The 16,956-nt window shown below is 68.7% G+C and carries 15 protein-coding genes and 1 other RNA gene; 8 read left to right on the top strand and 8 right to left on the bottom strand.

All coding sequences use genetic code 11. The features are described from left to right. Positions 1 to 33 precede the first annotated feature (33 nt). From ACRAQ3_RS13515 to ACRAQ3_RS13495, 5 genes are all read right to left on the bottom strand, one after another. Complete coding sequence (locus ACRAQ3_RS13515; RefSeq protein ID WP_432254973.1) at positions 34 to 1,797, bottom strand: DNA polymerase III subunit gamma/tau; 1,764 nt, start codon at positions 1,795 to 1,797, stop codon at positions 34 to 36. A 71-nt stretch (positions 1,798 to 1,868) separates the two neighbouring features. After that, positions 1,869 to 2,258, bottom strand: coding sequence for a YidH family protein (locus ACRAQ3_RS13510; RefSeq protein ID WP_269395702.1), 390 nt, complete (start codon positions 2,256 to 2,258; stop codon positions 1,869 to 1,871). A 45-nt stretch (positions 2,259 to 2,303) separates the two neighbouring features. Beyond that, positions 2,304 to 3,323 carry a ribosome small subunit-dependent GTPase A gene (rsgA, locus tag ACRAQ3_RS13505; protein WP_432254972.1) on the bottom strand — a complete coding sequence of 340 codons (1,020 nt, stop codon included), beginning with the start codon at positions 3,321 to 3,323 and terminating at the stop codon, positions 2,304 to 2,306. Positions 3,324 to 3,466: 143 nt separating this feature from the next. Next, an RNA gene (gene ffs, locus ACRAQ3_RS13500) (signal recognition particle sRNA small type) lies at positions 3,467 to 3,563 on the bottom strand. Between the two features lie 52 nt (positions 3,564 to 3,615). Then, positions 3,616 to 4,275 (bottom strand): HAD family hydrolase, encoded by a 660-nt coding sequence (locus ACRAQ3_RS13495; protein WP_432254971.1) that lies wholly within the window; start codon positions 4,273 to 4,275, stop codon positions 3,616 to 3,618. A 320-nt stretch (positions 4,276 to 4,595) separates the two neighbouring features. Between ACRAQ3_RS13495 and nudC the strand changes: the two genes are divergently transcribed. Both nudC and ACRAQ3_RS13485 read left to right on the top strand, forming a co-directional pair. Continuing rightward, complete coding sequence (gene nudC, locus ACRAQ3_RS13490) at positions 4,596 to 5,570, top strand: NAD(+) diphosphatase (RefSeq protein ID WP_432254970.1); 975 nt, start codon at positions 4,596 to 4,598, stop codon at positions 5,568 to 5,570. 60 nt (positions 5,571 to 5,630) lie between these two features. Next, entirely contained in the window at positions 5,631 to 6,098 is a 468-nt protein-coding gene (locus tag ACRAQ3_RS13485) for an SRPBCC family protein (RefSeq protein WP_432254969.1), read from the top strand. A 4-nt stretch (positions 6,099 to 6,102) separates the two neighbouring features. Here ACRAQ3_RS13485 and ACRAQ3_RS13480 read toward each other — a convergent pair whose 3' ends face one another. Beyond that, the gene (locus tag ACRAQ3_RS13480; protein ID WP_085896174.1) at positions 6,103 to 6,954 is read right to left on the bottom strand and encodes a prephenate dehydratase; all 852 of its coding nucleotides are present in this window, start codon (positions 6,952 to 6,954) and stop codon (positions 6,103 to 6,105) included. A 108-nt stretch (positions 6,955 to 7,062) separates the two neighbouring features. Between ACRAQ3_RS13480 and ACRAQ3_RS13475 the strand changes: the two genes are divergently transcribed. The 5 genes from ACRAQ3_RS13475 to ACRAQ3_RS13455 all read left to right on the top strand — a co-directional run bounded on the left by ACRAQ3_RS13475 (position 7,063) and on the right by ACRAQ3_RS13455 (position 13,553). Next, positions 7,063 to 7,599 (top strand): c-type cytochrome, encoded by a 537-nt coding sequence (locus tag ACRAQ3_RS13475; RefSeq protein ID WP_269395708.1) that lies wholly within the window; start codon positions 7,063 to 7,065, stop codon positions 7,597 to 7,599. A gap of 174 nt (positions 7,600 to 7,773) precedes the next feature. Beyond that, entirely contained in the window at positions 7,774 to 9,753 is a 1,980-nt protein-coding gene (locus ACRAQ3_RS13470; RefSeq protein WP_432254968.1) for an extracellular solute-binding protein, read from the top strand. 18 nt (positions 9,754 to 9,771) lie between these two features. Continuing rightward, positions 9,772 to 10,848 carry a microcin C ABC transporter permease YejB gene (locus ACRAQ3_RS13465; RefSeq protein WP_269395710.1) on the top strand — a complete coding sequence of 359 codons (1,077 nt, stop codon included), beginning with the start codon at positions 9,772 to 9,774 and terminating at the stop codon, positions 10,846 to 10,848. Then, on the top strand, positions 10,849 to 11,973 hold the full coding sequence (locus ACRAQ3_RS13460; protein ID WP_432254967.1) for an ABC transporter permease: 1,125 nt from the start codon (positions 10,849 to 10,851) through the stop codon (positions 11,971 to 11,973). It begins immediately after the preceding gene. Further along, entirely contained in the window at positions 11,970 to 13,553 is a 1,584-nt protein-coding gene (locus ACRAQ3_RS13455) for an ABC transporter ATP-binding protein (protein WP_432254966.1), read from the top strand. Before ACRAQ3_RS13460 ends, ACRAQ3_RS13455 begins: the two co-directional genes overlap by 4 nt. Positions 13,554 to 13,968: 415 nt before the next feature. Here the strand turns inward: ACRAQ3_RS13455 and ACRAQ3_RS13450 are convergent, their stop codons facing one another. Together ACRAQ3_RS13450 and ACRAQ3_RS13445 are read right to left on the bottom strand one after the other, a co-directional pair. After that, positions 13,969 to 15,453, bottom strand: a complete 1,485-nt coding sequence (locus ACRAQ3_RS13450) for a D-alanyl-D-alanine carboxypeptidase family protein (protein WP_432254965.1) — start codon at positions 15,451 to 15,453, stop codon at positions 13,969 to 13,971. Between the two features lie 316 nt (positions 15,454 to 15,769). Beyond that, positions 15,770 to 16,471 (bottom strand): HAD family hydrolase, encoded by a 702-nt coding sequence (locus ACRAQ3_RS13445; protein ID WP_432254964.1) that lies wholly within the window; start codon positions 16,469 to 16,471, stop codon positions 15,770 to 15,772. Positions 16,472 to 16,596: 125 nt separating this feature from the next. Here ACRAQ3_RS13445 and clpS point away from each other — a divergent pair, with 125 nt between their 5' ends. Further along, a complete protein-coding gene (gene clpS, locus ACRAQ3_RS13440) occupies positions 16,597 to 16,941 on the top strand; it encodes an ATP-dependent Clp protease adapter ClpS (protein ID WP_085896168.1) in 345 nt (114 codons plus the stop codon). Positions 16,942 to 16,956: the final 15 nt, after the last annotated feature.

Genomic DNA, 16,956 nt, shown 5'->3' with positions numbered 1-16,956 from the left:
CGCCCCGTCACAAGGGCGGCACCGCGAAAGCCGTCACTCTTCCTCGAACGGGTCCCACTCGTCCTCGACCTCGGCGAGCGCCTCCTCGGCGGCGTGCTGGCTGCGCTCGGCCTCGGTACGGATCTCGGTGATCCTCGCCTTGGGGAAGGCCGCGAAGACGGCGCGCACCAGCGGGTGCGCCTCGGCCTCCTGTCGGAGCGCCAGCGCCGCCGCGTCGCGGGTCTCGGCGATGGTGGGCTGGCCGCCCTCGTTGGCGACGCTGATCGCCCAGCGCGCGCCGGTCCAGGCCTGCAGCTTCTGGCCCAGCCGCTGCGCCATGTCGGCGCGCGCGTCCGGGGTCGGTTCGAACTCGATCCGGCCGGGGCTGTAGCGCACCAGCCTCAGCGTGGTCTCGACCTCGATCAACATATGCACGTCGCGATGCGTACGGATGAGCTCGACCACGTCCTCGAAGCGGGCATAGCGCGCCAGCGCGTTTTCCGTGGCGACCGCCAGCGCGGGCTGCGCCGCGCCGCGCGCCGAGGGTCCCGACGGGCCGGCATGGGTGGGCGCGGGGGTGCCGCGCGCCTGGACCTGGCCGCCCTGCGCGGGTCGGGCACCGCCGCCATTGCCGCCACCGGGAGGCGGCGGCGGGACGGGGGTGTCCTGCAGCTTGCGCACGAGTTCCTCGGGGCTTGGCAGATCGGCCACGTGGGTCAGGCGGATCACCGCCATCTCGGCCGCCATCATCGCGTTGGGGGCGTGCGCCACCTCTTCGAGCGCCTTTAGCAGCATCTGCCACAGCCGGGTCAGCACCCGCATCGGCAGCGCCTCGGCCATCTGCGCGCCGCGCGCCCGCTCATCCGGGCCGACGGTGGGGTCGTCGGCGGCCTCGGGCGTGATCTTGATGACCGAGACCCAGTGCGCGATCTCGGCCAGATCGCGCAGCACCGCCATCGGGTCGGCGCCCTCGGCGTATTGCGCCGAAAGCTCGGTCAGCGCCGCCGCCGCCTCGCCCTTGAGGATCATGTCGAACAGGTCGAGCACCCGGCCGCGATCGGCGAGGCCGAGCATGGCACGGATCTGCTCCGCAGTGGTTTCGCCCGCGCCATGGCTGATCGCCTGATCCAGTAGCGAGGTCGCGTCGCGCGCCGAGCCTTCGGCGGCGCGGGTGATCAGCGCCAGCGCGTCATCGGCGATCTGCGCGCCCTCGGCATCGGCGATGCGGCGCAGCATCCCGATCATCACCTCGGGCTCGATCCGGCGCAGGTCGAAGCGTTGGCAGCGCGACAGCACCGTCACCGGCACCTTGCGGATCTCGGTGGTGGCGAAGATGAACTTCACATGAGCCGGCGGCTCCTCCAGCGTCTTGAGGAGCGCGTTGAACGCCCCCGTCGACAGCATGTGAACCTCGTCGATGATGTAGACCTTGTAGCGCGCCGAGGCCGCCCTGTAATGCACGCTGTCGATGATTTCGCGGATGTTGGCGACACCGGTGTTCGAGGCCGCGTCCATCTCCATCACGTCGACATGGCGGCCCTCCATGATCGCCACGCAATGCTCGCACTGCCCGCAGGGCTCGGTGGTCGGGCCGCCATCGCCATCGGGGCCGATGCAGTTCATGCCCTTGGCGATGATCCGCGCGGTGGTGGTTTTCCCGGTGCCGCGGATGCCCGTCATGATGAAGGCCTGCGCGATGCGGTTCGCGGCGAAGGCGTTCTTGAGCGTGCGCACCATCGCGTCCTGCCCCACCAGGTCGGCGAAGGTCTCGGGCCGGTATTTCCGGGCGAGGACCTGATAGGCGGGGGCGTCGGACATGCGTGGGACTCCGGTCGAGGGGACCGGGCCAAACTAGGGCTTGGCGCCGCCGAGGTCCACCTCGCGGGATCTCACAACAGCCACAGGATCGCGCCCGTGGCCAATCCGCCGAAGGACAGCAGCAGCGCGAGGATCAGCATGCGCCGGACGCTCTGCGCCTCGGCGTCGTGGCTGGAGATGCGCGCCTGCGCCTTGCGCGCCTCATGCGCCGAGGCGGCGAAGATCAGCAGCGCGCCGAGGATGAAGATCGTGGCCACGGCCTTGGCCATCCAGGTCGGGTCGAACTCGCCGAACACCGCCTTGAGGCCGATCGCCACGGCCAGCGCCGCCATGCCGGTGCGCATCCAGCCCGCGAAGGTCCGCTCATTGGCCAGAAGCGTCCGGTCCTCGGCCCAATCGGTGCGGCGTTCGGCCCATTCGGTCTTGGGGTCGGTTTCGCGATCGCCTTCGGTCTCGTCCATGCGTCCTCCCTGACCGGGCCATCAGGCCCGGCAGGAGCGGAGGCGTCAACCGCCCTTGCGGCGGCGCGCCCCGCGCTGGATCGTCTTGATCCTCTTGGTGAAGGACTTGCCCCGCGCGCGGCCCTCGGCGAGGGTTTCGCTGTTGTGCCGGTCCTCGGCCTCCAGCTTGCGCCAGCGCGCGAGACGGTCGGGGTCGAGGTCGCCCGCATCGAGCGCGGCGCGCACCGCGCAGCCCGGCTCGGTGTCGTGCGCGCAGTCGCTGAACCGGCACTCGCTCACCAGCGCGGTCACGTCGTCGAACAGCTCCTCGATTCCCTCGGCGGTATCGGTGAGCTGCAGCTCGCGCATGCCGGGCGTGTCGATCAGCCAGCCACCGGCGCGGCAGCGCCGAAGCGCCCGGTAGGTGGTGGTGTGACGCCCCTTGGCGTCGTCCTCGCGGATGCCCGCCGTGGCCTCGGCCCCGCCGGTGAGCGCGTTCTGCAGCGTCGTCTTGCCGACGCCCGAGGAGCCGACGAGAGCGAGCGTCTGGCCCGGCCCGCACCAAGGCTCCAGCCGCGCCGCGTCCTCGAGATCGCGCGCGTTGAGCGCCAGCGCCACGACCAGCGGCGAGATCGCGCGGGCCTGCGCGAGATAGGGTTCGGGGTCCTCCACCATGTCGGATTTGGTGAGGATCACCAGCGGCAGGCAGTCGCCCGCCATGGCCAGCGCCACGTAGCGTTCCAGCCGCGCCGGGTTGAAGTCGTCATTGCAGCTGGTGACGATGCCGAGGCTGTCGACATTGGCGGCGACCAGCTGGCGCGAGACGGTATGACCGGCGGCCTTGCGGGCGATCTGGCTGCGCGGCGCGAGCCGCATCCGCGCCTGCCCGTCGCGCATGCCGACCCAGTCGCCGACGGCGAAGGAGCCGGCACCGGAGGGCGCGCCGATCTTCACCGGGCCCTCCGGGGTGAGCGCCACGAGGATCGTGCGATGGATTTCGGCGATGCGCGCGGGGGCGTCGCCCTCTTCGAGCTGGCGCGCGAAATGGTCCGACCAGCCGAGGTCGGAAAGCGTGAGGTCTGTCAATGGATTGGTCCCGTCACGAAAGAACATGGGCCCGCCGGAGCGGGCAGCTTCGCGTCGGGCGAGGGGCGGCTCAGGCGGCCCCGGCCCGGAGGGCGATCACAATCTCCATGATGTCCTCCGTCATTCGGGTGGGGGGTCGAATGGGTGAGAGGCTGGAACACGACCCAAGCGGGGCTCGTTGCGGCTGCTTCCTTCCGGACCTGACCGGGTTGGCGAGGCGCTTGCCCGCGCCAACCTCTCGAGGCCGATATAGGGAAGGGCGGCGCGGGACGCAAGGCCGCCGGGGCGCGTCTCAGACCGGCAGCGGCAGCAGCCCGGCGGCCCGCGCGCCCTCGATCAGGTCACGGGCCAGATGCGTGGCGTGGCGGCCCTCGCTGGCGTTCAGGTCGGGCACCTGCACCACGGTCATGCCCGCGGCATGGCCGGCTTGCGCACCGGTCTCGCTGTCTTCGAAGACGAGGCAGCGGGCGGGGTCGGCGCCAAGGCGGCGCGCCGCCTCGAGATAGGCGTCGGGCGCGGGCTTGGCGTTCTCGATGTCCTCCACCGTGACGATGGTCTCGACATGGGCATCGAGCCCGGCGGCGCGGATCTTGGCCAGCCCCGGCGCGCGGCGCGACGAGGTGGCGATCGCCATCGGCAGGCCGAGCCCGGCGATCGCCGCGATCAGCGCCTCGGCACCGGTCTTGAGCGACAGCCCCGGCGCGAGGCGCGCCTCGACCCGCGCGTCCCAGTCGGCATAGAAGCGCGCCGCGTCGAGCGGCTTGCCGGTATGTTCGCGGATCAGCTCCACCCGGCGGTCGTCATGCACCCCCGCGAGGCTTTCGAAGAAGTCGGGGCCGATCTCGATGCCCTGCGCGGCCAGAGCGGGCAGCGCCTCGGCGTTGCACAGGGTTTCGGTGTCGACCAGCGTGCCGTCGAGGTCGAAGATCACGGCATCATAGCTGCGGGGCATCGGGGGCATCCTTGTCTCGGCGGGCCCGCCATAGCCAAGCGGGAGCGCGGAGTCGATGGGTCCGGATCGCCGGTTCCGGGCGTGGCGGGCGGCCCGACGAGAGAGGCCGGGCGGAGCGGGTCGCGCGCCATGCGATCCGGTGGCTCTTTTCTGCCGCGCCATGCAGGCCGGTTCGTCGCGACCGGCGCTCGGCCGGGCCTCGGTCATGTCGCGACGGTTGCATTTCCGGGGCTGGTTCCGCCCCCGCCCGGCTTTACATGGCGGCGGCGTCGCGCATCCTGCGCGATGCTGCCGCATCATTTCACGAAGGAGCACGCCGAATGGGGCTTTTGGACAGGATCACCTTCGGCGGTGGCGGGCTCGATCGCGCCGCGGCGCTGCGCATCGATTCGGACGGGTGCGCCGCGTTGGCGGCCCGCCCCGGGGCGCGGGTGCTGCCGCTGTGGCGCGGCCGTGTGCTGCTCGCGGCGGACCGGCTGGCGGGGCTGCCTTTCGATCACGAGGCACTGGCCGATGGTGGGGCCGATGACGGGGCAGACGCGGCGGCGGAAACGGTGCTGCTCGGCCGCGACGCGGCGGGGGAGGGGATCTGGGCGCGACGCCTGCCGGACTGGCCGGGCGCGCCCGAAACGGTGGCCCCGGAGGAGGAGGTCGCGCATCCGGCGATCGAGGGGGCCGTCTTCGCCGAGCTTCGGGGTCGCATGGCGACGCTCGACGCGCGCGATGCCGAGCTGGCGGCAATGGGCCGGGCGGTGCTGAACTGGCATGCCTCGCACCGGTTCTGCGCGGCCTGCGGAGCCCGCAGCCGGGTGTCGCAGGCGGGCTGGCGCCGCGACTGCCCCGCCTGCGACACGCCGCATTTCCCGCGCACCGACCCGGTGGTGATCATGCTGGTGACGCATGGCGACGCGGTGCTTCTGGGCCGGGCGCCCGGCTGGCCCGAACGGATGTATTCGGTGCTGGCGGGCTTCGTCGAGCCGGGCGAGACCGCCGAGGCGGCGGTGCGCCGCGAGGTGGCCGAGGAGGTTGGCGTGTCGGTGGGGCATGTCGGCTACGTGGCCAGCCAGCCCTGGCCCTTTCCGGCGTCGCTGATGCTGGGGTTTCACGCCCGTGTCGAGGGGGCGGAGCGTCCCGTGCTGCGCCCCGATCCCGCCGAGATCGCCGCCGCCCAATGGGTGTCGCGGCAACGGCTGGCGCGGATCTTCGCGCAGGAGGATGCCGAGATCCGCGCGCCGCTCAGGGGCGCGATCGCGCGGCATCTGATGTGGAACTGGCTTGCGGGCCGGATGGATTGACGCGAGAAATGGGCCAACAGGGGCGATCTGGCGTCCCGTGAGACCAAGCGAGGCACAGGCATGGAACTCTCGTCGCAACAGCGGGTCGCGGCCCCACGCGATTTCGTCTTCGCGCAGGCCAGCGACTTCACCGCCTTCGAACGGCAGGCGCTCCGGCGCGGCATCGAGGTCGAGAGCCGGGGTGGCCCCGAGGCGCTGGGCCGCGGCTGGAGCGCATCGGTGCCGGTGATGGGGCGCGAGCGCGAGATCGCGGCCGAGATCGTGGGCTATGCCGCGCCCGAGGATTACACGGTGCGCGGCGAAAGCTCGGGTGTCGAGATCCTGGTGCGGGTCGAGACCCTGCCGGAGGAAGAGCTCGGCCACAGCCGGCTCGGCCTGTCGGTGACGCTGGCGCCGCGCTCGATGCCCGGGCGGCTGGTGCTGCAATCGCTGAAGCTGGCGCGCGGATCGCTCGAGACCCGCCTCGCGGGGCGGCTCGAGGGCTATGCGCGCGAGATCGAGGCGCGCTGGGCCCGGCGCGCCGGCTGAAGGCTCAGCCGCGCGGCGCCGGTTCGTGCCGGCGTGGCGCCGCCGGGAACACGCCCATCAGCTTGATGCTGTCGGTGAAGTAATCCAGCTCGTCGAAGGCGAGCTGGACGTTGCGGTCGTCGGGGTGGCCCTCGATCTCGGCATAGAACTGGGTCGCGGTGAACTGGCCGCCGACCATGTAGCTCTCGAGCTTGGTCATGTTGACGCCGTTGGTCGCGAAGCCGCCCATCGCCTTGTAGAGCGCGGCCGGGATGTTGCGCACCCGGAACACGAAGCTGGTCATCATCCCCGCCTTGCCGCGCCGCTTCAGGTCGGGCTCGCGCGCCATCACGAGAAAGCGGGTGGTGTTGCGCTCGTGATCCTCGATGTGGCGCGCCAGCACGTCGAGACCGTAGATCTCGGCCGCGATCTCCGAGGCCAGCGCGGCGTGGCGCGGGTCGTTCAACTCGGCGATGGCGCGGGCGGACCCGGCGGTGTCGGCACCGGTATGCGGCGTGATCGAATGCTCGCGCAGGAAGCCCCGGCACTGGCCCAGAAGCACGGTGTGGCTGGTCGCGGTCTCGACCTGGGCCAGCCGCGCGCCCTTCACGCCGAGCAGGTTGATATGCACCCGCACGAAGGCCTCGTCGACGATGTGCAGCCCGCTTTCGGGCAGCAGGTGGTGCACGTCGGCGACCCGGCCATAGGTCGAGTTCTCGACCGCGATCATGCCCAGATCGGCGGTGCCCTTGCGCACCGCCTCGATCGCGTCCTCGAAGGTCGTACAGGGCAGGGGCTCCATGTTCGGCCGCGCCTCGGCGCAGGCCTGATGCCCGTAGGCCCCGAGCTCTCCCTGGAATGCGATGCGACCGGCCATGGTGGATCCTCCCCTCAACAGGCGTCCCCATAAGGGCAATTCGTCGCGGGACTACACCTTGCAACCGCGCGCGGGAAGCGGATACATACCCGCGAAACGCCGAACGGAATGGAACGCGACATGTTCGACACGATGACCCTGACCAAGGTCGTTGGCGGCCTCTGCGGCACGCTGCTGGTCTTCCTCCTTGGTGGCTGGGCCGCCGACATCATCTATGGTGGCGGCCATGGCGGTGGTCATGGCGAGGTCGAGCAGGCCTATTCGATCCCGGTCGAGGAGAGCGGGGATGGCGGCGCCGCCGAAGAAGAGGCCGTGCCCTTCGAAGAGATCTACGCCTCGGCCGATGCCGCCGCCGGCGAAGGCGTCTGGCGCAACTGCCGCTCCTGCCACGCGCTGGAGGACGGCGTGAACGGCACCGGCCCGTCGCTGCACGCCGTGGTCGGCCGCGAGGTCGGCGCCTATCCGGGCTATGACTACTCGGGCGCGCTCAAGGCGGTGGCCGATGTCTGGTCGCCCGAGAACCTCGACGGCTTCCTCGCCAACCCGCGCGACTACGCGCCGGGCACCAAGATGACCTATAACGGCCTCAAGGACGCCGAGGACCGCGCCAATCTGATCGCCTATCTGGCGACGATCGGCAGCTGATCCCGCGCGCAGCCGAGGATTGCAGGGCCGTCCCGGGAGGGGCGGCCCTTTTCGCATGGCCGAATTCGCCGCGCGACGTGGCGGACACGTGCCGCTCACGCATTCTCGCCTTGAACGTCAGGCGCTTGCGCCGCTAGCCTCGCCCGCAGGCCATCCCCTCGCGAGGAGTGCAAGATGCAAGCGACCCGTCATCCCGCCCGCGCCAGCCGCGCCGCTCTTCGCCCGCTGAGCGAGACGCCCTCGTGGATTGCCGGCTCGGCGCTCGTGCTCGCCGCCATGCTCGCGGCCGCGCCGGCCTTGGCACAGGAGGGGGCGCAGCAGGGGGCGCAGGCCACGTCGCCCGACACGGTCGCGGCGGCCGGCGACGAGACCGTCATCGAGAGCCATGGCTACACCAATTTCGGAGAGCTGAAATACGGCCCCGACATCGCGCATCTCGACTACGTCAACCCCGACGCGCCGAAGGGCGGCGAGATCAGCCAGTGGGCGCAGGGCAGCTTCGACAGCTTCAACCAGTATTCGCGGCAGGGCGTGGCCGCGGCGCTGAACACCCTGCCGCATGAGCGGATCATGACCTCGGTGGCCGATGATGCCTACGGGCTCTACTGCTATCTCTGCACGACGCTGGAATACCCCGCGAGCCGCGACTGGGTGATCTTCAACCTGCGCGACGACGTGACCTTTGCCGACGGCACGCCGATGACCGCCGAGGATCTGAAGTTCACCAACCAGCTGTTCCTCGAACAGGGCATCGCCGAGTATCGCGCGGTGGTGCAGAACTTCCTCGAGAGCGTCGAGGTGCTCGATCCCTACCGCATCAAGTTCACCTTCACCGACGAGGCGCCGCGCCGCGACGTCATCGGATTCGCCGGCTCCACGCTCGCCTTCTCCAAGGCCTGGTTCGAAGAGACCGGCGCACGGATCGACGAAAGCCAGCGCGAGCCGTTCCTCGGTACCGGCCCCTACGAGCTCAAGGACTTCGACATCAACCGGCGCATCATCTACGGCCGGAACGAGAACTTCTGGGGCGCCGATCACCCGCTCAATATCGGCCGCAACAACTTCGACACGATCCGGATCGAGTATTTCGCCGACAGCGCGGCGGCCTTCGAGGGATTCAAGTCGGGCGAATACACCTTCCGGGTCGAGAACTCGTCCAAGGACTGGGCCACGGGCTATGACTTTCCGGCGATCCAGAAGGGCTGGGTCGTGACGGAGGAGATCCCCGACGGCACCATCGCCGGCGCGCAGGCCTTCATCTTCAACCTCGACGACCCGAAATGGCAGGACCCGCGGGTGCGCGAGGCGATCGGGATGATGTTCAATTTCGAATGGTCGAACGAATCCCTGTTCTACGGCCTCTATGAGCGGGTCGAATCGTTCTGGGAGAACTCCGAACTCGAAGCCACGGGCACGCCGTCGGAGGCCGAGCGCGCGCTTCTGGAGCCGCTGGTCGAGGAGGGGCTCCTGCCCGAGACCATCCTCACCGAGGAGGCGCGCCGCGCCCCGGTGCTCGACGCCGCCGCCAACACCCCCGACCGCCGCACCTATCGCCGCGCGGGGCAGCTCCTCGAGGAGGCGGGCTGGACCATCGGCGATAACGGCCTGCGCCAGAAGGACGGCGAAGTGCTGGAGTTGGTGTTCCTGCAATACAGCCCGCAATTCGACCGCGTGGTGAACCCGATCATCGAGAATCTCGCGCGGCTCGGCGTGCGCGGCGTGCTGGAGCGGGTCGACACCTCGCAATATGTCGAGCGCACCCGCTCGGGTGATTTCGATCTCGTCAACCACACCTTCTCGATGGGCTTCGAGCCCGGCGTCGGGCTGGAGCAGTGGTACGCCTCGAAGACCGCCGAGGACAGCTCGCGCAACCTGATGCGGCTGCGCAGTCCGGCGGTGGACCGGCTGGTGGCCGAGGTGATCGCGGCGCAATCGCTCGAGGAGCTGACCACCGCGACCCATGCGCTCGACCGGGTGCTGCGCGCCGAGATGTTCTGGGTGCCGCAATGGTACAAGGACGTGCACACCATCGCCTATTTCGACCAGTACCGGCATCCCGAGCCGATGCCGCCCTTCGCGCTGGGCGAGCTGGACTTCTGGTGGTACGACGCCGAGGCCGCAGAAGAACTGCGCGCCGCGGGCGCGCTGCGTTAAGGGAGATCCTCCGACCGCATGGGCGCCTATATCCTCAGACGATTGCTGCTCGTGATCCCGACCCTGCTCGGAATCATGATCATCAACTTCACCCTGGTGCAGTTCGTGCCCGGCGGGCCGATCGAGCAGATCATCGCCCAGATGGAGGGCGGCGGCGACGTGTTCGAGAGCATCGCCGGCGGCGGCGCCGAGGTGAGCCAGGGCGGTGGCGACAGCGACTATATCGGCGCCCGCGGCCTGCCGCCCGAATTCATCGCCGAGCTGGAACGCGAGTTCGGATTCGACAAGCCGCCGCTCGAGCGCTTCCTCACCATGATGTGGAACTACATGCGCTTCGATTTCGGGGAGAGCTATTTCCGCTCGATCTCGGTGATCGACCTAGTGCTGGAGAAGATGCCGGTCTCGATCACTCTGGGCCTGTGGTCGACGCTGCTGGCCTATGTGATCTCGATCCCGCTGGGTATCCGCAAGGCGGTGCGCGACGGCTCCTCCTTCGACACCTGGACCTCCGGCGCGATCATCGTCGGCTACGCGATCCCGGGTTTTCTGTTCGCGATCCTGCTGATCGTGCTCTTCGCCGGCGGCTCCTACTGGCGGATCTTCCCGCTCAGGGGGCTGACCTCGGACAACTGGGAGAGCCTGTCGCTGATCGGCAAGGTGCTCGACTATTTCTGGCACATCGCGCTGCCGGTGCTCGCCTCGACCATCTCGGCCTTCGCGACGCTGACGCTGCTGACCAAGAATTCCTTCCTCGACGAGATCAAGAAGCAGTACGTGATGACGGCGCGGGCCAAGGGCCTCAGCGAGCGCAAGGTTCTCTACGGCCACGTGTTCCGCAACGCCATGCTGATCGTGATCTCGGGCTTCCCGGCGCTGTTCATCGGCGTGTTCTTCGGCGGCTCGCTGATCATCGAGACGCTGTTTTCGCTCGACGGGCTCGGACGCCTGGGCTTCGAGGCGGCTGTGGCGCGCGACTACCCGGTGGTGTTCGGCACGCTGTTTGCGTTTTCGCTTTTGGGGCTGATCGTCGGCATCATCACCGACCTCACATATGTGCTGATCGATCCGCGCATCGACTTCGAACGGAGAGGCTGAATGGCGCTGTCGCCGCTCAACGCGCGCCGCTGGCGCAATTTCAAGCGCAATCGCCGGGCGCTGTGGTCGCTGATCATCTTCTCGGTGCTGTTCGGGCTGAGCCTCTTCGCCGAGCTTCTGGCCAACGACAAGCCGCTCCTCGTAAGCTATCGCGGCGAACTCAGGAGCCCGATCCTGAGCTTTTATTCCGAGCAGGATTTCGGTGGCGATTTCCCGACCGAGGCGGCCTATTCGGACCCCGAGGTGCAATGCCTCATCGTCACCGGCGGGCTGACCGACTGCTTCTACGAGCCGACGGCGATCATGGCCGCGGCGGAGGCGGGCGAGGCGCTGCCGCTCGAGGAGAGCGACCCGGCCGATTATGCGGAGGGCTGGATGGTCTGGCCGCCGATTCCCTATTCCTACGACACCATCGTCGACGTGCCGGGCGTCGCCCCCGCGCCGCCCAGCGAGACCAACTGGCTCGGTACCGACGACACCAAGCGCGACGTGGTGGCCCGGGTGATCTACGGCTTCCGGCTTTCGGTGGTCTTCGCGATCATCGTGACGCTGGCCTCGTCGCTGATCGGCATCGTCGCCGGCGCGGTGCAGGGCTATTTCGGCGGCTGGACCGACCTGATCTTCCAGCGGATCATCGAGATCTGGACCGGTACGCCCTCGCTCTACGTGATCATCATCGTCTTCGCGATACTGGGACGAAGTTTCTGGCTCCTGGTATTCCTCACCGTGCTGTTTGGCTGGCCCGCGCTGGTCGGTGTGGTCCGGGCCGAGTTCCTGCGCGCCCGCAATTTCGAATACATCCGCGCCGCCCGGGCGCTGGGCGTCTCGGACAGCAAGATCATGTTCCGCCACATGCTGCCCAACGCCATGGTGGCCACGGTCACGATGCTGCCCTTCCTCGTCACCGGCGCCATCGGCACGCTGGCCGCGCTCGATTTCCTCGGCTTCGGCCTGCCGTCCTCGGCGCCCTCGCTCGGTGAGCTGACGCTTCAGGCCAAGCAGAACCTGCAGGCGCCGTGGCTCGGCTTCACCGCCTTCTTCACCTTCGCGATCATGCTGTCGCTCTTGGTGTTCATCTTCGAGGGCGTGCGCGATGCCTTCGACCCGAGGAAAACCTTCGCATGAGTGACACGATCCTCGACGTCCGGGACCTGCGCGTGAACTTCCGGCAGGACGGGGCGCTGATCCCCGCGGTGCGCGGCGTCTCCTTCCATGTGCGGCGCGGCGAGACCGTGGCGCTGGTCGGCGAGAGCGGATCGGGCAAGTCGGTCACCGCGCTTTCGACCGTCCAGCTCTTGGGCGAGACGGCGCAGGTCTCGGGCTCCGTGAACTACGAGGGCCGCGAGATGGTCGGCGCACCGGAGGCCGAACTGCGCCGGGTGCGCGGCAACGACATCTCCTTCATCTTCCAGGAGCCGATGACCTCGCTCAACCCGCTGCACACGCTGGAGCGGCAGCTCTCGGAATCGATCGAGTTGCATCAGGGGCTGCGCGGCGGTGCGGTGCGCGACCGCATCATCGAGCTGCTGAACCGGGTCGGCATCCGCGACCCCGAAACCCGTCTGGGCGCCTATCCGCACCAGCTTTCGGGCGGGCAGCGGCAGCGGGTGATGATCGCCATGGCGCTCGCCAACAACCCCGACCTGCTGATCGCCGACGAGCCCACCACCGCGCTCGACGTGACGATCCAGGCGCAGATCCTCGAGCTTCTGGCCGAGCTGAAGCGCGATGGCGCCATGTCGATGCTGTTCATCACCCACGATCTCGGCATCGTGCGCCGCATCGCCGACAGGGTCTGCGTGATGAAGGACGGCGAGATCGTCGAGCAGGGGCCGACGGCCGAAATCTTCGCCAGCCCGAAGCATCCCTACACGCGGATGCTGCTCGAGGCCGAATCCTCCGGCCTGCCGGATCCGGTGCCCGCCGATGCGCCGGTGGTGGCCCGGACCGAGAAGCTGAAGATCTGGTTCCCGATCCAGCGCGGCCTGCTGAAGCGGACGGTGGGCCACGTGAAGGCGGTCAACGACGCCACGCTCTCGGTGCGCGCGGGCGAGACCGTCGGCGTGGTGGGCGAGAGCGGCTCGGGCAAGACGACGCTGGCGCTCGCCATAGTGCGGCTGATCGATTCGGAGGGGCGCATCCTGTTCGACGGGCAGGAGATCCAGGGCCTGTCGCAGCGGCGGATGCGACCGCTGCGCTCGGAGATCCAGATCGTGTTCCAGGATCCGTTCGGCTCGCTTTCGCCGCGCATGACCGTCTCGCAGATCATTTCCGAGGGCCTGGGCGTGCACGGGGTCGAGAAGGGCCGCGACCGGCGCGAGATGGTGGGGGAGATCATGACCGAGGTCGGGCTCGACCCCGCTTCGATGGACCGCTACCCGCACGAGTTCTCCGGCGGCCAGCGCCAGCGCATCGCCATCGCCCGCGCACTGATCCTGCGACCGCGGCTGATCGTGCTCGACGAACCGACCAGCGCGCTCGACATGACGGTACAGGTGCAGATCGTCGAGCTGCTGCGCGAATTGCAGCGCAAATACGGGCTGGCCTACATCTTCATCAGCCACGACCTGAAGGTCGTGCGGGCGCTCAGCCACAAGGTGATGGTGATGCGCAACGGCGACGTGGTCGAGGCGGGGGCGGCCGAGGAGATCTTCGATGCGCCGGGCAGCGACTACACGCGCGAACTGATGGCGGCGGCGTTCTGAGCGGCTCCGGCCCGGCCGGGAGGCGCAATCACCGGAAACCGAGTGCCCAAGGCCAGCTGTGGCAACCTTGGCAGCTCAGCGCCCTCCGGCGCTTCGGCTTGGGCTACCGGTAAAGCCGGGCACATACCGGCGGCGTAGCTTCATTGGTACGGCCCATGGGGAGGTGGGGCGACTGAAAAGTGGTGCTCGCCTCCTGAACGAACGCGACGCATGAAGCCGATCCCGAGAATTAGCACGCCTCGATAGCAACAGACGAGACGCCTGGGGCTCGGTACCGGAACGAGAGCGGCAGCGAGTAGGCGCGAGGAGCACCCGATCCCGCCCTACTGCCCACGTTGCCCAGCCCTTGAATGCAAGACGGCGCCGCGTCCCGTGAGGAACGCGGCGCCGATCAGGGACGCCTGAGGGGAGGGACTCAGGACGGCCCGATCATGAAACACATCGCGCCGCGTGCCTGCAGGCGGCGGCAGGCCAGATCGGCGGCCTCGTTGGTGAGGCCCATGAAGTTGGCGTCGAAGCCGCCCGACCGCTGGGTCACCCGGCGCAGCGCGCCATCAAGTGCGCCGGGTTCGTTCAGCGCGGTCTGGATCAGCACCCGCTCGGCGGTGCCGCGGCTGTTGTAGCGGCCGACATTGATGCCCCAGAGGCGGCCGCCGGAGGTCGAGACGCGGGTCACCACCTCGGGCACCGCCTGCATCCGCGACGCGTCGACCGGCGCGATCGCGGCGGCGGTCATGATCATCTCGGTCGGGCGCGGCTCGGGGCTGGTCTCGGGTGCAATGCCGGCCTCGGCAAAGAGTTCGGCAGTCTCGGGAGCCATGTCGCTCAGATCGGTGACCGGGGCCGCCGGAGCCGGGCTGGGGGCAGGGGCCGCCGCGACGGCGACGCGCGCCGGTTCGGCCTCGGGCTGAGCGGCCGCGGCGGGCGCCGAGGAGACCAGAAGCGCGGCGGCGAGCGCATCCTCGATGCCGGTTGCGGTCGCGACCTGCACCGGGGCGGCGGCGCTGCCGGGACGCTGCTGCGGGCGCAGGCTGCGCTTGACCACGCCGCTGACCCGGATCGTGTGCGCGCCGCTGGTGGCGCCGAGCGCCGGGGCGGCGGCGACGAGGCTGGGTGCCGGGGTGGAGGGGGCACCGGGCTGGCTCGCAAAGCCCTTGTCGAGCAGCTTCATCACCTGCGCGTTGCGGTTCGCGGTCGAGGTGCCGCCGAAGACGGTGGCGATGATCCGGCGGTCGCCGCGCTGCGCCGAGGCCACGAGATTGTAGCCCGCGGCGTTGGTGAAGCCGGTCTTGATGCCGTCCGCGCCCTTGTAGGCGTCGAGGAAGCGGCGGTTGGTGTTGTTGACCTGCTTCATGCCGGCATCGGCGGTGCGGCGCGAGAACAGGTTATAATATTGCGGAAAGTCGTAGATCATGTGCCGGCCGAGCACGGTCATGTCGCGCGCCGTCGACAGGTGGCCATTGGCGGTCAGCCCGTGCTGGTTCACGAAGGTCGTGTTGCGCATGCCCATCGCCTGGGCGGTGGCGTTCATGCGCTTGGCAAAGGCCTCTTCGCTGCCGGAGATGGCGAAGCCGATCGCGGTGGCGGCGTCGTTGGCCGACTTCACCGCGGCGGCGCGCAACAGGTAGCGGAACTTGATCTTCTGGCCGGTGCGCAGGCCGAGCTTCGAGGGCGGCTGCGCCGCGGCCTGGGCCGGGACGGTGATCTCGGAATCGAGGCCGATCTCGCCCCGCTGGATCGCCTGGAATGCGATGTAGAGGGTCATCATCTTGGTCAAGGAGGCGGGATGCAGACGTGTATCCGCGTTTTCCTCGTGGATGACGGCCCCGGTCTTGGCGTCCACGACCATCGCCGCGTAGGGCGCAGCGACTGCGCCGGTGGCGATGGTGATACCCGCCATGAGTGTGGTGACTAGAAACAGCCCGGTCCGGGCCGTCCGCAACAGACGACTGCTCACGTGGATTGCCCTTTGTTTTGCCTCGTGGGTGCCGGTTTATGGAGTGGGCACCTCATCATTGTCTCAAAAGGTAACACAAACGTTGCGTCACAAAAAGAGACTAATTTCCAATTGGTTTGCTTGCTAAGTTGAGGCAACACCCTAAGCGGGGCCCGACTCGCCCTATGCGGAAGACGGCCTTTGAAGACAGGCGCATAACGGGCGGGGGTGGCAACGAAGCGTGGCGCGAAAGTCGCAGGCAAGCGCGACGGTGACCTTCTCAGAGACCGATCTGTGCAACCATGGCGGGCAATCCCGCGAGGCTGTCGAGTTGGCGGAATCGCGGATGCGCCAGCGGCGCCTCGGCCTGCTCCAGCTCCCAGGTGGTCTCGAACGGCACATGCACGCCCCAGCCCCCGGCCTCGAGCACCGGGATCACGTCGGATTTGAGCGAATTTCCCACCATCACCGCCCGGTCCGGGATGACGCCGTGCCGCGCGAAGATCGCGGCATAGACCGGCGCGGTCTTGTCCGAGACGATCTCCACCGCCTCGAACATCTCGCCCAGGCCCGACTGCGCCAGCTTGCGCTCCTGGTCGAGCAGGTCGCCCTTGGTGACCAGCATCAGCCGCGCCTCGCCGGCAAGCGCCTGCACCGCCGGCTCGACGCTGGGCAGCAATTCGATCGGATGCGCCAGCATCTCGCGCCCCATCTCCATGATCTCGCCGATGGCGCTGGCGGGCACGCGCGCCGCGCTGACCTCGATCGCGGTCTCGATCATCGACAGCACGAATCCCTTCACCCCGAAGCCGTAGCGCCCGAGATTGCGCCTCTCCGCCGCGAGCAGCCGCTCGCGCAGGTGATCCTCGCCGGCGTGATCGCGCAGCAACTCGACGAAACGCGACTGGGTGGAGCGGAAGAAGCGCTCGTTGTGCCAAAGCGTGTCATCGGCGTCGAAGGCGATGGTCCAGCGATCCGGCATTTGCGGTACACTCCGAGGCGAGGCCGGGCTTTTCACCACGGCCGGGGCGCTTATATAACGGAGCCAGAGCGAGAATGGCAACGAGACGCGGGACCCATGCCGAGATGGCCGGAGAGCGGATGAGGATGCAGGACGCGAGGATCGTGATGGCGGGACGCGACGACGGAGAGGATGATGGCCTCACCGGCGTGAAGGTCGAGACACGCCCCAAGACCAAGCGGCCGCCGCTCTACAAGGTGCTGATTCTCAACGACGACTACACGCCGATGGAATTCGTCGTGCATGTGCTCGAGCGGTTCTTCGGGCTGAGCCACGCGCAGGCCTTCGAGATCATGCTCACCGTGCACAAGAAGGGGCTCGCCGTGGTCGGCGTGTTCTCCTACGAGATCGCGGAAACCAAGGTGGCGCAGGTGATGGATTTCGCGCAGCGTCACCAGCACCCGTTGCAATGCACGATGGAAAGGGAATAGGGGCCCCGATGCCCC

This window comes from Limimaricola sp. AA108-03, from assembly GCF_050847355.1.
In the GTDB taxonomy this organism is placed as follows: domain Bacteria; phylum Pseudomonadota; class Alphaproteobacteria; order Rhodobacterales; family Rhodobacteraceae; genus Limimaricola.
The sequence above is the reverse complement of the archived record's forward strand: the minus strand, read 5'-3'. Positions and strand labels throughout refer to the sequence as shown.

Bases quoted from the DNA above. Each gene is read 5' to 3' on its own strand.
- ACRAQ3_RS13515 (WP_432254973.1), bottom strand. From the start codon at position 1,797: ATGTCCGACGCCCCCGCCTATCAGGTCCTCGCCCGGAAATACCGGCCC.
- ACRAQ3_RS13510 (WP_269395702.1), bottom strand. From the start codon at position 2,258: ATGGACGAGACCGAAGGCGATCGCGAAACCGACCCCAAGACCGAATGG.
- ACRAQ3_RS13495 (WP_432254971.1), bottom strand. From the start codon at position 4,275: ATGCCCCGCAGCTATGATGCCGTGATCTTCGACCTCGACGGCACGCTG.
- nudC (WP_432254970.1), top strand. From the start codon at position 4,596: ATGGGGCTTTTGGACAGGATCACCTTCGGCGGTGGCGGGCTCGATCGC.
- ACRAQ3_RS13485 (WP_432254969.1), top strand. From the start codon at position 5,631: ATGGAACTCTCGTCGCAACAGCGGGTCGCGGCCCCACGCGATTTCGTC.
- ACRAQ3_RS13480 (WP_085896174.1), bottom strand. From the start codon at position 6,954: ATGGCCGGTCGCATCGCATTCCAGGGAGAGCTCGGGGCCTACGGGCAT.
- ACRAQ3_RS13475 (WP_269395708.1), top strand. From the start codon at position 7,063: ATGGAACGCGACATGTTCGACACGATGACCCTGACCAAGGTCGTTGGC.
- ACRAQ3_RS13470 (WP_432254968.1), top strand. From the start codon at position 7,774: ATGCAAGCGACCCGTCATCCCGCCCGCGCCAGCCGCGCCGCTCTTCGC.
- ACRAQ3_RS13465 (WP_269395710.1), top strand. From the start codon at position 9,772: ATGGGCGCCTATATCCTCAGACGATTGCTGCTCGTGATCCCGACCCTG.
- ACRAQ3_RS13460 (WP_432254967.1), top strand. From the start codon at position 10,849: ATGGCGCTGTCGCCGCTCAACGCGCGCCGCTGGCGCAATTTCAAGCGC.
- ACRAQ3_RS13455 (WP_432254966.1), top strand. From the start codon at position 11,970: ATGAGTGACACGATCCTCGACGTCCGGGACCTGCGCGTGAACTTCCGG.
- ACRAQ3_RS13450 (WP_432254965.1), bottom strand. From the start codon at position 15,453: ATGGCGGGTATCACCATCGCCACCGGCGCAGTCGCTGCGCCCTACGCG.
- ACRAQ3_RS13445 (WP_432254964.1), bottom strand. From the start codon at position 16,471: ATGCCGGATCGCTGGACCATCGCCTTCGACGCCGATGACACGCTTTGG.
- clpS (WP_085896168.1), top strand. From the start codon at position 16,597: ATGCAGGACGCGAGGATCGTGATGGCGGGACGCGACGACGGAGAGGAT.